Source organism: Litorihabitans aurantiacus, from assembly GCF_030161595.1.
Lineage (GTDB): Bacteria > Actinomycetota > Actinomycetes > Actinomycetales > Beutenbergiaceae > Litorihabitans > Litorihabitans aurantiacus.
In genome coordinates this window covers 1,570,247-1,585,340 of record NZ_BSUM01000001.1, presented here as the reverse complement: position 1 = coordinate 1,585,340, position 15,094 = coordinate 1,570,247, and the positions used below count along the sequence as shown (strand labels likewise).

Here is a 15,094-nt window from a genome sequence, read left to right as displayed (position 1 = left end):
AGCGGCAGCGTCCGCGCTGCAGCGGTGCCCGGCGCGATCGCGCCGGTGTGCGGTCAGGCTACCCGGCGCCGGTGACGGCCACGTGACGGCCCCGTGACGGGCGCCCCGCTCGCAGATCGCTTCCAGGATCGGGGCGTACCGTCGCGGTCGGAGGTCGGGCCGACCGAGGGCTGACCAGCGCCCGACCAGGGCCGAGTGCGGAGGAGGCGAGCATGGGTACACCGGTGGTGTTCCTGCACGGCACCCGCTCCTCGTCCCGGGTCTGGGCGGCGCAGGTGGCGGTGCTGCAGCGACGCGGCGTGGCGAGCATCGCGCTCGACCTGCCCGGCCACGGCGCCCGTGCGGACGAGCGCTTCACGCTCGCCGGCGCGATGGCGGTGCTGGACGACGCCGTCGCGCGCCTGGGGGAGCCGCCCCTCCTCGTGGGTCTCTCGCTCGGCGGCTACACCGCGCTGCACTACGCCGGTCAGCACCCCGAGCGCATCGCCGGGGTGATGGCGGTGGCGTGCTCGACCCAGCCGCACCGCCGACTCGTCCCCGCGTTCCGGGCCGCGGCGCACCACGTGACCCGGCTGACCGGGTGGGGCGGCGGCACCTGGAACGTCGTCACGGACGTGCTGCGGGAGGTCGTGGCGGTCGATCCGATCTCGGTGCTGCGGCGCACGACGCTGCCGGTGTGGTTCGTCAGCGGGAGCCGGGACCCGATGCGGGTCGGCGCCCTCCGGTACCGGCGGGCGAACCCCCGAGCGCGGCACAGCGTGATCCGCCGGGCGGGTCACGACGCGAACCTGCACCAGCCGCTGGCCTTCAACGCCCGCATGGTGCGGGCGCTGGAGGAGCTGGCGGCGCTCGCGCGCACCGCGCTCGCACCCGTCGGGAATAGTCCATCCACCTGAATGTTGTACGGGGCATGAAGAACATCGGCTTCCTGTCCTTCGGGCACTGGTCCGACACCTCGCACTCCCGCACCCGGTCCGCGGCCGACGTGCTGCACCAGTCGATCGACCTCGCCGTCGCCGCCGAGGAGCTCGGGGCCGACGGCGCGTACTACCGGGTGCACCACTTCGCCCGGCAGCTCGCCTCGCCGTTCCCGCTGCTGGCCGCCGTCGGCGCCCGCACCAGCCGGATCGAGATCGGCACCGGCGTCATCGACATGCGCTACGAGAACCCGCTGTACATGGCGGAGGACGCGGGGGCGGCCGACCTCATCTCCGGCGGGCGGCTGCAGCTCGGGATCAGCCGCGGCTCACCCGAGCAGGTGATCGAGGGCTACCGCTACTTCGGCTACGGCGCGCCCGAGGGGCAGTCGATGGACGACGTCGCGCGCTCGAACACCGAGGTCTTCCTGAAGGTGATCCAGGGCGCGCGGTTCGCCGAGCCGAACCCCCGCCCGATGTTCCCCAACCCGCACCCGGGGCCGCTGGGCATCGAGCCGCAGTCGCCCGGGCTGAGCGAGCGGATGTGGTGGGGGTCGGGGTCGAACGCCACCGGCGAGTGGGCGGCGAAGCTCGGGATGAACCTCATGAGCTCGACGCTGAAGAACGACGAGAACGGCAAGCCGTTCCACGTGCAGCAGCGCGAGCAGATCGACGCCTACCGGGCCGCGTGGCGCGAGGCCGGGCACGAGCGCGAGCCGCGCGTGTCGGTGAGCCGGTCGATCTTCGCGCTGGTGGACGACACCGATCGCGCCTACTTCGGGGGTGGTGGTGACAGCGCGGACCAGATCGGCAACATCGACGCCACGACCCGCGCGATCTTCGGTCGCTCCTACGCCGCCGAGCCCGACAGGCTGATCGAGGAGCTCGCAGCCGATGAGGCGATCGCGGCGGCGGACACGCTGCTGCTGACCGTGCCGAACCAGCTCGGCGTGGACTACAACGCCCACGTCCTGGAGGCCATCCTCACCCACGTCGCGCCGGGGCTCGGCTGGCGCTGAGGGTCGGCGACGGCGGGGCGCACGTCCCGCCTACGGTGGAGGCATGCCCGTCACGCCCCACGCCCACCTCGGCCGCGTCGTCCTGGTCCGCCACGGCGAGAGCGTCGCGAACGCGGCCGGCATGTTCACCGGGGTCCTGGACGTGCCGCTCTCGGAGCGCGGCGTGCGCGAGGCGCACCGCGCCGCCGAGCTCGTGGCCGCGACGGGTATCCGCTTCGACCTCGCGCTCACGTCCGAGCTCGAGCGGGCGTGGGCGACGGCGGACGTGCTGGCCTCGTCGGACTCGGCCGGCCCGCACCTGCCGCCCGTCGAGCGCACCTGGTTGCTCAACGAGCGCACCTACGGCGCCCTGACGGGGCGGACCAAGGCCGACGTGTGCGCCGAGGTCGGTGAGACGCAGTTCCTCGCCTGGCGCCGCTCCGTGCGTGTGCCCCCGCCGGCCATGGGCGACGACGCGTTCCGCGAGCTCGCCGAGTCGCCGCTGTTCCGGCGGCTGCCGGCCGAGGCGCTCGTGCGCACGGAGTCGCTCGCCGACGTCATGGTGCGCGTCGGCCGCCTGTGGCGCGAGCGGGTCGACCCCGTGCTGCGCCGCGGTGGCTCGGTGCTGCTCGTCGCGCACGGCAACTCGCTGCGCGCGCTGTGCGGCGTCGTCGACGCGCTGGATGACGTCGAGATCCAGCAGCTCGGTCTCCCGACCGGGCACCCGCTGCTGTACGAGCTGGACCCCGACGGCGCGGAGCGCGACGGGCTGCTCGTGCCCCTCGTGCGCGGGGGCGTCTACCTCGACGAGCCCGCGGCGCTCGCGGCCGCCGAGCGGCTCGCCCGCGAGGGCGGCACCTGACGGACAGCGGGCGAGAACAGATCGTCGCCCCGGGGTCATCTGCCGCTCGCCGGCCGTTCACCCCGGCCGGGGAGGGTGGGCGGGTGCCGCGCGTCGCGGCGCCCCGACGAAAGGCCACGCCCCGTGCGCTCACGCCGTCCCGTCCTCGCCACGCTCGCCGCGGTCCTGGCCGCGAGCTTGCTCCCCGCCGGGAGCGCCGTCGCGACCCCGGAGTCTCCCGAGGTCCTGGAGGCTCCGGAGGCCGCCGCGCCCGCCGTCGTCGCAGCGCCGGCCGACGGCACCGTGGCCGCCGCCCCGGTCACCGGCGTCCTCATCAGCGAGGTCGCCTCCGGCGGACCGTCGGGCGGGTCGGACAACTTCATCGAGATCGCCAACTTCGGCGAGGCCGACGTCGACGTCTCGGGCTGGCGCGTCTTCCGGTGCGGGCAGGCGGGTGACGCCTACGGTCCGCAGGCGGTCGCGCCGGCCGGCATCGTGCTCGCCCCCGGCGAGCGGTGGACCGCGGTGCGCGAGGGATCCGCGCTGGCGGCCGCCGGCGTCGGCGACGCCACCTACGGCACCTCGCTGCACAGCTTCGGGTTCGGCGCCTACCTGGAGACGGCGGAGTTCGACGTCGTCGACCGCGTCGGTTTCTACCACCCGAGCGTCGACACCGAGTGCGCCAACCCGGTGGCGCTGCAGAACGTCGCCTCGTGGGCGCACGGCGAGTCCCACCAGCGCGTCGCGCTGACCGGCGACATCACGCGGGACTGGGCCGTCGCGCCGCGCACGCCCGCCCAGCCGAACGCCGCGCAGGGCCAGGACCTCACGGTCGTCAGCGACGTCGTCATCACCGAGTTCGCCCCGGGCGGCCCCGGCGGCTACAACGACGACTTCATCGAGATCGCCAACCTCGGCACCGGCGCCGTCGACGTCTCCGACTGGAAGGTGTGGCGCTGCGGCGACAACGCGCAGTCCTACGTCCAGTCCGCCGGCCTGCCCGCCGGGACCGTGCTCGACCCGGGCGAGGTGTTCACCCTCGTGCGCTCCGGTACCAGCAGCACCGTGCCCGCCGCCGAGCGCGACCTGACCTACGGCACGAGCGTCCACTGGATCAACTCCGGCGCCATGCTGCTCACGCCCGACCTGCGCATCGCGGACCGGTTCGCGATGTACCGCGACCGGATGAGCCCGTGCACGGACGGCGAGGCGCTCCCGATGGACCTCGACGTCCTCGCGGGTGAGAGCTACCAGCGCACGTCCGTCGGCGGCACGAGCGCGTCGGACTTCACACCTGGCCTGCGCACCCCCGGCACCGACCCGACGGCGGAGGCCGTCGTCGCCGTCGACCGCGACGTGAGCCCCCACCGCGGCGCCGTCGAGGTGAGCGAGCTCGTCGCCGCCGGCCCCGCCGGCGGGAGCGACGACTTCGTCGAGCTCGTCAACCGCAGCGACGCCCCGGTCGACACCACCGGCTGGTCCCTGCTGCGGTGCGAGGGCGACGGTCGGCTCTCGCCCGGTGCGCAGGTCGCCGACCTCGGACGCGTGCTCGAGCCCGGCGGCGTCTACCTGGCCGCGGCACAGGGTGCTCCGGCGTCGCTGCGCGAGCTGGCCGACGCGACCTACGCGACGTCGATGAACGAGACGGACGGCTACGGCGCGCTCGTGCTCGACGCGCAGGGTCGCGTCGTCGACGGCGTCGCCGTCTGGGACACCATCGCCTTCACGCCGTGCGCCTTCGGCTACAGCATCCAGAACACGACCCGCAACGACCTCGGTGAGAGCCACCAGCGCGCCCGCAGCACCGGTGTCAACGGTGACGACTTCGTCAAGGCGCCGCGCACACCCGGTGTCGACGAGCCTCCGGTCTGGGAGGACCCGACCGTGCCACGCCCCGGGCAGCTCGACCCCGTGACGGTCCCGGCCACGCAGGTGCCCGGCACGCCGGTCACCACGACCACCGCGCCCGACGGCGAGACCGGCGCCACGACGTCGGTCACCCCCGCGCACGCGGGCCCGGAGGCGCTCGCGCTCGACCTCCGCGCCGCGACCCCGATCGGGATCGACGACGTCGTGGTCCACACCGGGACGACGCCCCTCGCCCCGCCCGCCTCCCGTGAGATCGACGGCGAGGTGCGCGCCGCCGTCGCCGACCTCCCGGACCTGACCACGCAGGGCGGCGCGGGCGAGCTCGCGTTCCAGCGGTACACGATCCCGTCCACCGCGCTCCCGGCCGACGGCGGGGAGCTGACCTGGAGCGGGACCGCCGCGCCGCGCAACGAGCTGCAGATGTACGCCTGGGACCCCGCCGCCGGCGCGTGGGCGCTCCTGAGCGCGGGCCAGCCGTCGGCCGACGGCGATCTCACGCTGGTCGGTGCGCTCGCCCCGGCACTCGCGGCCGACGGCGGTATCGACGTCCTCGTGATCGACGGGCCCCGGACCTCCGGCGGTCTGATCGACGAGGTCGGCGTCACCGACGGTGCGTTCGCCGACCCCGGCAGCTACGACGTCGCGATCAACCACATGACCGACACCCAGTTCCTCGCCGAGGACTTCCGCCGCGTCTTCACCGACATGGCGGCGTGGGTGGTCGCGAACGCCGACGGCCGCAAGATCGGCTACAACGCGCACACCGGCGACATCGTCGAGAACTGGATCGGCGGCAACACCGACGTCGAGCGCGGGCGGCGCGAGTTCGCCGCGGCGCGCGACATCATGGCGCTCATCAACGACGCCGACATCCCCAACGGCGTGCTCCCGGGCAACCACGACAACCTGTGGGGTCGGAACAACGACCTGTACAACGAGTACTTCCCGACCGAGATGTACTCCGACAAGCCGTGGTGGGGCGAGGCGTGGTCCGAGGGGGACAACAGCGCCCACTACGACCTGTTCGAGCACGAGGGCACGGACTTCCTCGTGCTCCACCTGCCTTACCGCCCCTCGGGCGCGCAGCTGGCGTGGGCGTCCGACGTCGCCGCGTCGCACCCGCAGCACAACGTGGTCCTCGCGACGCACTCCTACCTGAACACCGACGGCACGCGCGACGACCGCGACCGCCGCTACACCGCGCGCGGCATCGAGCTGTGGGAGACCGTCGTCGCCCCGAACGACAACGTCTTCCTCGTGCTGGGCGGGCACTACCACGGTGTCTCGACGCAGTACGCCGACCCCGTGACCGGCGAGCAGACCGACGCCACCGAGGTCGCCGAGGGCACCGTCGTGGTCGACAACGTCGGCGAGAGCGGTCGCCGGGTCGTGGAGATGCTGGCCGACTACCAGGGCTACCGCTCCACCCAGCCCTCGCCCCGCGCCGACACCCTCGACCGCGACACCGGGTTCCAGCGGCTGCTGCAGCTCGATCTCGACGCCGAGCTGATGGCGGTCAACGCGTACTCGCCGACGCTGGACTCCTTCGACGCGTGGGCCTACGACGAGCCGGGCTTCCGCGGCGACGACGCCCGCTACGACGCCGGGGACGACGAGTTCGTCGTCGAGCTGTCGCTGCTGCGGTCCTCGGAGGTCGCGACGGCGTCGGTCGGGCTGAGCGGTCCGTCCGCGTCGGTCGCGACGGCGAGGCTCGCCGCGGGCGAGACGCTGAACCACCCGTGGCCGGCGCAGGCGGCCGGGCAGGTCTGGTACGCGGCGATCGAGCCGGTCGTCGATGAGGGCGAGGCCTCGCGGGGCGACGCCACGCGCCGCGTGGTGACGGCTCCGGCCGTCCTCGAGAGGCCGGCGGCTCCCGAGCCGTCCTTCACCGACGTCGCCGCCGACGACCAGTTCTTCGCGCAGATCGAGTGGCTCGCCGAGCGCGGGATCTCGACGGGCTGGGACAACGGTGGCGGGACGGCCTCGTTCCGTCCGCTGGAGCCGATCGCGCGTGATGCGATGGCGGCGTTCCTGCACCGCCTCGCCGGATCGCCCGAGGTCGAGCTGCCCGCGTCCTCGCCGTTCAGCGACGTGGCCCCGGACGACCAGTTCTACGACGAGATCGTCTGGCTCTCGCAGCGGCAGATCTCCACCGGGTGGGACAACGGTGACGGCACCGCGTCCTTCCGGCCCCTGGATCCGATCGGGCGCGACGCGATGGCGGCGTTCCTGCACCGGCTCGCGGGCTCGCCGGAGCACGAAGGTCCGGGCGCTTCGCCCTTCACCGACCTGACGCCGCAGACGCAGTTCTACGACGAGATCACGTGGCTCGCCTCGACCGGTATCGCGACGGGGTGGCAGGGCAACGACGGCACGGCGATCTACCGGCCGATCTCGCCCGTCGCGCGCGACGCGATGGCGGCGTTCCTGTTCCGCTACGTCGAGGCCGGGCTGCCGACGGGGGAGTGAACGCGCTGCCGGGCGCCGGCCCGGCTCAGTCCGCCGTCACCGGTTGGACGAGCCGGGTCCGGTTGTCGGCGGGGTCGCCGTCGGGCGTCGGCTCGGTGAGGTAGACCTCCCAGGACTGCAAGGCGGGGGTCAGCCCCTGCTCGCGGATCCACCGCTCGAGGTCGTCCCACGCCTGAGCGAGCGAGTCGTAGCCCCCGGCGTGCACGACGACGGCGGCGCGACCGCCGGGCAGCGTCAGCGCCGTGATCTCGCCGTCGGACCCCGCGCCGACCTCGCCCCGCTCGTCGAGGCGCGACGCGACCGGGAACCCGACCGCCAGGTCGCTCGTCTCCGCGGGAGGGCGGGAGGAGTAGGCGATGGCGTGGCCGCTCGGCGTCAGGCCGCGGCGCTCGAGCTCGCGCGCCAGCGTCGCGAAGGCGCGGTCGAAGAAGTTCTCGAGGTCCGCCGTTGCGACGACGCCGCGCACGACGACGGCGGCGGTCGCCTCGAGTTCGACGAGCTCCGGATCCTGGGGGTCGGCGGGCTGGGGTGTGGAACCCATGATCTGTCTCCTTCTGTCGGACGCGCTCGGATGCGATTCGTGGGTCTGACCGGTGCGACGCGGCGAACTCATCGGTCCCACGCGTGACCAGAGCGCGCGCCGCAGTGCCACAGCGGCTCGACCCGCTGCGGCGACCGCCACGGGGGTGCCGCGGAACGACGGATCGAGCACCAGCGCCGCGACGTCCCGGGAGATGACCGGTCCGCGGGGCCGGGGAGCGGCAGGTGGGCGGCCGTGCCGAAGACGGTCGGCCGCTCGACGCTGTCGCGGTAGCAGAACGTGAGGCGGTCACGCACCTCGCCGCGCAGCCGCAGGTGGGCCGAGCCGAAGCGCACGGACCCGCCCGCCGGGCGCCGTCGGTGGTTCAGGGAACCGTAGACCTGTCGTTCTGGGGCGGGCGCGTCGTCGTAGACGCCGCCGAACAAGGCGCTCTCCCACCGCCAGCGGTCCCCGCCGGGGTGCAGGTGGACGCTGACCTCGAGGTCCGGTGGGAGCGGCGCGCCCGACGCCGATGCCGACGCTGACCCACGGGCCGTCAGCTCACGCGTGCCGCGACAATGCCACCGTCCACCTCCAGGACCGTCCCGTGGATGTAGGCGGCCTCGTCGGAGGACAGGAACCGAACGGCGTGGGCGATGTCGATCGGCCGGCCGACCCGGCCCGCCGGCGCCGCGGCCGTCATCGCCTCGAGCACGTCGCGGGACGCCTCGTTGCCCGGGGTCAACGTGGCACCGGGCGCGACGGCGTTGACCCGGACCCCCGAGGGCCGAACTCCGCCGCCCAGGCTCGGGTCAGGTGCTCCAGTGCCGCCTTCGTCGCGGGGTACAGGCCGACTCCCGGCGTGCCCACGTGCGCCATCCACGAGGTGATGTTGACGACGACTCCGCTCCCGCGTGCCGCCATCGCGGGGGCCAGCGCGCCCACGAGGTCGTGCGGCATGCGGATGTTCGTCGCGAGCAGCGCCGCGACGTCGTCGTCGGGGAGGGCATCGGTCGGGCCGACCGGGAAGATGCCCGCGTTGTTGACGAGGATGTCGACATGGCCGCCCAGGACGTCTGTGGCGCGCGACGCGAAGGCGCGAGCGGCGTCCGGGCTGGACGCGAGGTCGCCGGTCACGACCGATGAGTGGCCCCCGTTCGCGCTGATCTGCTCGGCGACCCGTTGTGCTCGGGACGTGTCACGTCCGTGCACGACGACGTGAGCACCGGAGGCGGCGAGCACGTGCGCGGTCGCCTCTCCGAGCCCGCTCGTGGAACCGGTCACGATCGCGGTACGACCGGTCAGGCGCTCGTCTCGGGGAAGTGTGGTCAGGGTGTGCTGAGTCATGCCTCCACGGTGCTGCTCGAATCGATCGGCGGATTGACGCCCACGGTCAGCCGTGTGCCGATCCCGGTCATCGTCTTCAATGGGTGCGTGGACCCCCGGATCTCGGCCTCGTTCGCGCGGGGCGCGGAGCGCGCCCGCCGTCACGTGGACAGGCCGCACCGGGCTGAGCGCCTCGGCCTCCTGCTCGCCCGGACGCTGGCGCCGACCCCGATGGTCTACGTCCGCTACCCACCGTGTCTCTCGATCGTCCTCAGCGGCCGCAAGCGCTCGCTCGAGCACGAGTCGGACGAGCAGGAGTGGGGATCGGAGAGGTTCCTGATCACCCCCGTCGACCTGCCGGTGCTCGGGCGCGTCGTGGGTCTCGGCGATCGCGGCGACTTCATCTCCGTCAACTGGCGGCTCGACCCCGCCGTCGTCGCCGAGGTCGCGGCGCAGCTGCCGCGTCGCCCGCACGAGGGCGACGGCGAGCCGGAGAGGCTCGGGACGATGACACCGGAGCTGGCCGACGCTATCGATCGCCTGCTCGCGCTGCTCGACGCGCCCGAGGAGGTCGACGTCCTGGCCCCGCTCGTCGAGCGCGAGATCGTCCTCCGACTTCTGCTCGGTGATCAGGCGCCCCGCCTGATGCGGGCGGTCCGACGCGCGAGCGCCGAGGTCGTGACGGAAGCGGAGCGGCTCCTCGACGCCGACCTCGCCCGGCCCTGGAGCGTCGAGGAGCTGGCTCTCGCCGTCGGCACGAGCCCGGCCACTCTGCGACGGCGGTTCCGCGAGCTGACCGGGCTGGCACCCGTGGCGTACCTGAGGCGGCTTCGTCTCGGCGAGGCTCGGCGTCGGATGCTCGCGGAGGGGAAGACAGCGACGATGGCCGGCGCCGGAGTCGGCTATCTCAGTCCTTCGCACTTCTCGCGCGACTACCGGGCCGCCTACGGAACCTCCCCGGGCGCCGATGCGGCGCATCTGCGCGCCGGTGTCGGCTGAGAACGAGGACGGCCGGCCCGCACCCGAGAGGGGTGCGGGCCGGCCGTCCGCCGGGGAGGTCGTCAGCGCGTCACGGCACGGTGATGAACCCGGCCCCCGCGTACCGGAACAGGAAGGCGGCCATCGCGTCGCGGGCGATCGGCGCGGTCGGCCGGTAGATCGCCGTCCCGTCGTTGCCGAGCCAGCCGGTGGCGATCTCGTTCTCCACGAGCCAGGTGACCTCGTCGTAGAACTGCGCCTGCGGCGTCATGTCCGTGAACGGGGACACCTCGGGCGCCGCGTGGGCGGGGAGTCCGCGAGGCGGTAGAGGAACGCCGCCATCGCATCGCGACCGATCGGGTCCAGCGGCCGGAAGGATGCCGTGCCGTCGCCGTTGTCCCAGCCGGTGGCGATCTCCTGCTGCGAGAGCCAGACGATCTCGTCGTAGAACTGGTTGTCCGGGCTCACGTCGGTGAACGGCGAGGTTGCCGGCAGCTCGACGTCGGGTGAACCCGCCATCCGGTGCAGGAACGCCGCCATCGCGTCGCGCGCGATCGGTGCGAGGGGCCGGAACTCGGCACCGCCGTCGGCCAGCGGCCAGCCGGTGGAGATGTTCTTCTCGGCGAGCCACTGGATCTGGTCGAAGAACAGGTTGCCGCGCGGGACGTCGGTGAACGCCGGCGCGGTCCAGGCCGTCGTCAGCTCCCAGTTCGGCATGAAGAAGTCGGCCGGGTCGATCACGCCGCGCTCCTGCGCCCGGTCGATCAGCAGCTGGCGGATCTCCAGGAGGTCGTCGTAGACGACCGGGGCGTCGGCCACGTGCGGGAAGCCGCCGCCACCGGAGGCGCGGTAGTTGTTGACCGCCATGACCACGACGGCGTCGTCCGCGAGCGGCGAACCGTCGGGGAACGTCAGGCCCTTGATGCGCTGGCCGACGGGCTCGGACACGTCGATCGTGTAGTCCAGACCCGACAGGACGTCGTAGTTGTAGTCCGGGATGCCCCGGGTGTCGCCCGGGTACATGGCGTTCGTGCCGGTCTCCGGGTCGAACGTCGCGCCGCGCTCGGTCTGGACGAAGTAGCGCGCGGAGTACTCGAGGTAGTCGCGCACCTGGGCGCCCGTGAGCTCGACGGCGCGCAGCGTGTTCTCGTAGATGTACAGACCGGCGATGTCGCGGATGGTGACCTCGCCCTCGGGGAACAGCGCGGTGCGCGAGAACGGCGAGGCCTGAGAGATCACGGGCAGGTCGGCCTTGTCGGTGCCGGCCAGGGCCTGCGCGACCGTGGTCTGCTGCACGTCGTTGATGAAGTCGATGATCGGCGTGTCCTCGTAGCGCGAGGTCGCGGCGGGCAGCTCCTGCACCGACGTCGCCACAGGGGTGTTGACGTACTCGACCGTCGCCTCGTGCTGCTCCGCGATGGCCTCGACCACGGCCGGGTCCTCCGCGTAGCCGTCCCGCCCGTAGTGGGGCACGACGATGGGCGGGGCCGTCTCGGTGTCCACGCTGAAGCCGCCGTCGCCGTCGGGCAGGAGCGTGAGGGTCGTCTCGGTGATCCCGCGGCCCCAGTGGCTCGGCTGCGTGATGACGGTGCGCTCGCCGGCGACGTTCGTCACCACGGTCTCGGGCAGGTCGCGGTGGCTGTGGCCGGCGACCAGCAGGTCGATGCCCGGCACCTGGTAGGCGATGTTGTTCGCGACGTTCTCGTGCAGCGCGGCGGGGTCGTAGCCCTCGTCCGGCACCGTCCCCTGACCGGTGTGCGCCAGGACGACGACGACGTCGGCCTGCTCGGCGACGACCGGGACCCACTCCTTGGCGGTCTCCACCATGTCGCGGAACTCGACCTCGCCCTCGACGTACTGGCGGTCCCAGATGCGGACGCCGGGCGTGACGAGACCGAGGATGCCGACGGTGACCTCCTCGCCACCGATCGTGCGCTCCTCGAGCACGAAGGGCTCGTGATAGGGCTCGCCGGTCTCCTCCGAGACGACGTTGGCGCCCAGGACCGCGGTGTCGGCGAGGTCGCGCTCGTACGCGTCCAGGAGGTCGAGGTCGTAGTTGTACTCGTGGTTGCCGACGGTCTGCGCGTCGAACTCCACGACGTTGAAGGCCTTCGCCATCGGGTGCTGCGTGGTGCCGTCGAGCACGGCCTGGCGCTCGCGGCCGAAGCCGTAGAGGTAGGTCAGAGGCGTGCCCTGGATCGTGTCCCCGTTGTCGACGACGACGACGGAGTCCGCACCCTCGCCTCCCGGATCTCGTTGATCGCGGTGCTGGCGCGGGCGACGCCGAGGCTGTCGGTGGCGGGGAACGGGGCGTTGCGGAAGTAGTCCCAGTCGCGGACGTGACCGTGCAGGTCCGTCGTGGCGACGAGAGTCAGCTCCAGGGGGTCGGGGGCGACGACGTCCGCCCCGGCGGGTGCCGCCAGGGGGAGCGTGAGAGCCGCGGCGCCGATCGTGGCGACGCCGAGGCTGAGTCTGCGGTGGGCAGGCATGGTGTCCTCTCGGGTGTCAGGGGGCTCGACCACCGTAGGTCGCCCCTGTGACACGCGCAGGTCGGGCGGGTGAACGGGGGATTGAGTGCAGGCGCGGAAGGCTCGACGACGCCGAAAACGCTGACGGCACGGACCCCGCACTAACCTGGAACGGATGAGGATCTGGTCGCTGCACCCCGACCTGCTCGACCGACCGGCGCTCGTGGCCGGATGGCGCGAGGGGCTGCTCGCCCAGGCGGTGCTCGCCGGGCGCACCACGGGCTTCCGCGCCCACCCGCAGCTCGTCCGCTTCCGCGAGGACCCCGCACCCGTGCGAGCGATCGGCGCGCACCTCACCGCGCTCGCGCAGGAGGCGACGGCGCGTGGCTACCGCTTCGACGTCTCACGCATCCTCGAGCCCGGGCCCGCCGACGGCCGGCTGGAGGTGACGTCAGGGCAGCTCGCGTTCGAGCTGGCCCACCTGCGCACCAAGGTCGAGGCGCGCAGCGCCGCGCACGTGCCGGTCCTCGACGCCCGGGTGCTGCGCCCCCATCCCGTCTTCCGCGAGGTTCCCGGCCCCGTCGCCGCGTGGGAGCGGACGTGACGGCGCCGCACGGGTCGACCGGGCGGGTCGCCCTCCGCCCCCGGCGTCCGCGGGACGTTCCGGAGCTCGCCCGGATGGTCCTGACCCAGCAACCGCTCACGCGGTACCCGGTGCGGAGCCCGCTGCCGTTCCCGATCGAGGAGTTCCTGCACGCCGACGACGCCGCCGCTGCCTGGGTGGCCGAGGCGGACGGTCGCGTGGTGGGGCACGTGTGCTGGACGACGCCGGCGGGGCGGCGGGCGGCCGACGACGGCGCACCGGCGGCGTGCGCCGCGGCTCACGGGTGTGAGCCGGTGGACCTGGCGTGGGTCTCGACGCTGGTGGTCGACCCGGTGTTCGGGGGACGCGGTGTCGGGCGCCGCCTCCTCACCACGGCGACGGCGGACGTCCGCGCCGTCGGGCGCCACCCGTGCCTCGAGGTCGTCGACCTCAACCCCGTGGCGCGCCGGCTCTACGACTCGGCGGGCTGGGTGGAGGTGCTGCGCACGCGTCCGGACTGGCTCGCGGCGGCGGTGGACGACCCCGAGGCGGGGGAGTCGATCATGGTGCTCCCCGCCGCGAGCACCTGACCCCGGGGGCGGATCCGCCCGGCCGGCCGTCAGTCCTCGGCGTGGATCGCCGCGATCTGACGGACGACGGCGGGCACGTCCAGCTCGGTGCTCGGCGCCGGGTCGAACGCCTGGTGGATGGTCAGGCCCTCGATCGCCGCGTCGATGAGGCGGGCGGTGGCGGGGTCGAAGTGGCGCTCGAGCGCGTGCCTGCTCGCCGCCATCCAGTTGCGGGTGAGGGTCCGGTACTCGGGGCGGCGTGCGGCGAAGGTGTACAGCTCGTGGGTCAGCACCAGCTCGCGGTCGTCGGTGAAGACGTCGTCGGCGATGATCGCGGTGACCGCGGCCAGCGCCTCCTCGCGCGAGCCGGCGGCCGCCATCCGCGTCTCGAACCGCTCGCTCATCTGCTGCGAGAACCGCTCGAACGCCAGGCGCAGGAGCTCGTCCATCCCGGTGAAGTGGTAGGTCATCGACCCGAGCGGGACGTCGGCCGCGGCCGCGACCTTGCGGTGGGTCGTACCGGCGACGCCGTGCCGGGCGATGACGTCGAGGCACGCGTCGACGATGCGGTCCCGACGGTCCGGATCGGTGCGCCGTGCGCGGGGCGCCTCCTGGTCTCGACCCGTCACCGTTCCTCCTCCTGGTTCAGACCGCGGGTGTACGAACGTACGCTACCGGGATGACCGACTACTTCGCCGGAGACCCGCGGACCCACCGGGAGCGGATGCTCGCCGGGGACCTCTACATCGCCGACGACCCCGAGAACGACCGACTCGCGCGACGCGGCGTCGCCCTCGCCGACGCCTACCACCGCGCCGAGGTCGAGGGAGCCCCGGGGCGAGGGCCATCCTCGAGGACCTCCTCGGCACGCTGGGGCAGGACGCCTACGTCAAGCCCCCGCTGTTCGTCGACTACGGCGGGGGCATCCACATCGGCCCGCGCACGTTCGTCAACTACCACCTGACGGCGCTCGACGTCGCGACCATCACGATCGGCGCGGACTGCCAGATCGGTCCGAACGTCCAGCTCCTGACGCCCACGCACCCGATCGAGCCGGGGCCGCGCCGGGACAAGCTCGAGGCGGCGAAGCCGATCACGATCGGTGACAACGTCTGGCTGGGTGGCGGCGTGATCGTCTGCCCGGGCGTCACCATCGGTGACAACAGCGTGATCGGCGCGGGCGCCGTCGTGGTGCGGGACGTCCCCGCCGACGTCGTCGCCGTCGGCAACCCGGCCCGGGTGGTGCGCCACCTCTGACCCGCGCGCTGAACGCCGTCCTGGACGACACGATCCCCGCGGGGGAGTCTGGGAGGCGACGGACGAGGCGAGAGGAGAACGGCGTGACCAAGGATCTGAGCAAGGGCGACCGCGTGAGCTGGGGCACCTCCCAGGGCCGCACGCAGGGCACGGTGAAGGAGAAGCGCACGAAGGACTTCACGTTCTCCGGGCAGGACTTCACCGCCTCGAGCGACGAGCCGGCCTACATCGTGGAGTCGGAGAAGACCGGCGCCGAGGCCGCCCACCAGGGCTCGGCGCTGCGGAAGCTGAAGAGCTGA

At 73.2% G+C, this 15,094-nt stretch carries 14 protein-coding genes and 2 pseudogenes; 9 read left to right on the top strand and 7 right to left on the bottom strand.

The window, feature by feature from the left end:
• The first annotated feature begins 212 nt into the window (after nucleotides 1-212).
• The 4 genes from QQK22_RS07395 (at nucleotide 213) to QQK22_RS07380 (ending at nucleotide 7,094) form a co-directional block, all read left to right on the top strand.
• The gene (locus QQK22_RS07395; RefSeq protein ID WP_284250345.1) at nucleotides 213-896 is read left to right on the top strand and encodes an alpha/beta fold hydrolase; all 684 of its coding nucleotides are present in this window, start codon (nucleotides 213-215) and stop codon (nucleotides 894-896) included.
• A gap of 14 nt (nucleotides 897-910) precedes the next feature.
• Nucleotides 911-1,936, top strand: a complete 1,026-nt coding sequence (locus tag QQK22_RS07390; protein WP_284250344.1) for an LLM class flavin-dependent oxidoreductase — start codon at nucleotides 911-913, stop codon at nucleotides 1,934-1,936.
• Between the two features lie 43 nt (nucleotides 1,937-1,979).
• On the top strand, nucleotides 1,980-2,777 hold the full coding sequence (locus QQK22_RS07385; protein ID WP_284250343.1) for a 2,3-bisphosphoglycerate-dependent phosphoglycerate mutase: 798 nt from the start codon (nucleotides 1,980-1,982) through the stop codon (nucleotides 2,775-2,777).
• 123 nt (nucleotides 2,778-2,900) lie between these two features.
• Nucleotides 2,901-7,094 carry a lamin tail domain-containing protein gene (locus tag QQK22_RS07380; RefSeq protein WP_284250342.1) on the top strand — a complete coding sequence of 1,398 codons (4,194 nt, stop codon included), beginning with the start codon at nucleotides 2,901-2,903 and terminating at the stop codon, nucleotides 7,092-7,094.
• Between the two features lie 25 nt (nucleotides 7,095-7,119).
• Here the strand turns inward: QQK22_RS07380 and QQK22_RS07375 are convergent, their stop codons facing one another.
• The 3 genes and pseudogenes from QQK22_RS07375 to QQK22_RS07365 all read right to left on the bottom strand — a co-directional run bounded on the left by QQK22_RS07375 (nucleotide 7,120) and on the right by QQK22_RS07365 (nucleotide 8,961).
• Entirely contained in the window at nucleotides 7,120-7,635 is a 516-nt protein-coding gene (locus tag QQK22_RS07375; RefSeq protein ID WP_284250341.1) for a GyrI-like domain-containing protein, read from the bottom strand.
• 68 nt (nucleotides 7,636-7,703) lie between these two features.
• Nucleotides 7,704-8,060 carry a DUF3626 domain-containing protein gene (locus tag QQK22_RS07370; RefSeq protein WP_284250340.1) on the bottom strand — a complete coding sequence of 119 codons (357 nt, stop codon included), beginning with the start codon at nucleotides 8,058-8,060 and terminating at the stop codon, nucleotides 7,704-7,706.
• A 110-nt stretch (nucleotides 8,061-8,170) separates the two neighbouring features.
• A pseudogene (locus tag QQK22_RS07365) lies at nucleotides 8,171-8,961 on the bottom strand (SDR family NAD(P)-dependent oxidoreductase).
• Between the two features lie 87 nt (nucleotides 8,962-9,048).
• Between QQK22_RS07365 and QQK22_RS07360 the strand changes: the two are divergent.
• On the top strand, nucleotides 9,049-9,939 hold the full coding sequence (locus tag QQK22_RS07360; RefSeq protein ID WP_284250339.1) for an AraC family transcriptional regulator: 891 nt from the start codon (nucleotides 9,049-9,051) through the stop codon (nucleotides 9,937-9,939).
• Nucleotides 9,940-10,009: 70 nt separating this feature from the next.
• Here QQK22_RS07360 and QQK22_RS07355 read toward each other — a convergent pair whose 3' ends face one another.
• From QQK22_RS07355 to QQK22_RS07345, 3 genes are read right to left on the bottom strand one after another with little or no spacing between them, the layout of a single operon-like run.
• On the bottom strand, nucleotides 10,010-10,207 hold the full coding sequence (locus QQK22_RS07355; protein ID WP_284250338.1) for an S-layer homology domain-containing protein: 198 nt from the start codon (nucleotides 10,205-10,207) through the stop codon (nucleotides 10,010-10,012).
• A complete protein-coding gene (locus QQK22_RS07350) occupies nucleotides 10,186-12,063 on the bottom strand; it encodes a bifunctional metallophosphatase/5'-nucleotidase (RefSeq protein ID WP_284250337.1) in 1,878 nt (625 codons plus the stop codon). Before QQK22_RS07350 ends, QQK22_RS07355 begins: the two co-directional genes overlap by 22 nt.
• 35 nt (nucleotides 12,064-12,098) lie before the next feature.
• On the bottom strand, nucleotides 12,099-12,407 hold the full coding sequence (locus QQK22_RS07345; RefSeq protein WP_284250336.1) for a hypothetical protein: 309 nt from the start codon (nucleotides 12,405-12,407) through the stop codon (nucleotides 12,099-12,101).
• Nucleotides 12,408-12,561: 154 nt separating this feature from the next.
• Between QQK22_RS07345 and QQK22_RS07340 the strand changes: the two genes are divergently transcribed.
• On the top strand, nucleotides 12,562-12,990 hold the full coding sequence (locus QQK22_RS07340; protein WP_284250335.1) for a pyrimidine dimer DNA glycosylase/endonuclease V: 429 nt from the start codon (nucleotides 12,562-12,564) through the stop codon (nucleotides 12,988-12,990).
• Nucleotides 12,987-13,559, top strand: coding sequence for a GNAT family N-acetyltransferase (locus QQK22_RS07335; RefSeq protein ID WP_284250334.1), 573 nt, complete (start codon nucleotides 12,987-12,989; stop codon nucleotides 13,557-13,559). The genes QQK22_RS07340 and QQK22_RS07335 overlap by 4 nt, the downstream gene beginning before the upstream one ends.
• Nucleotides 13,560-13,588: 29 nt before the next feature.
• Here the strand turns inward: QQK22_RS07335 and QQK22_RS07330 are convergent, their stop codons facing one another.
• Nucleotides 13,589-14,167, bottom strand: coding sequence for a TetR/AcrR family transcriptional regulator (locus QQK22_RS07330; RefSeq protein ID WP_284250333.1), 579 nt, complete (start codon nucleotides 14,165-14,167; stop codon nucleotides 13,589-13,591).
• 50 nt (nucleotides 14,168-14,217) lie between these two features.
• Between QQK22_RS07330 and QQK22_RS07325 the strand changes: the two are divergent.
• Nucleotides 14,218-14,795 (top strand): annotated as a pseudogene (locus QQK22_RS07325) (sugar O-acetyltransferase).
• Between the two features lie 83 nt (nucleotides 14,796-14,878).
• On the top strand, nucleotides 14,879-15,094 hold the full coding sequence (locus QQK22_RS07320; RefSeq protein WP_284250332.1) for a hypervirulence associated TUDOR domain-containing protein: 216 nt from the start codon (nucleotides 14,879-14,881) through the stop codon (nucleotides 15,092-15,094).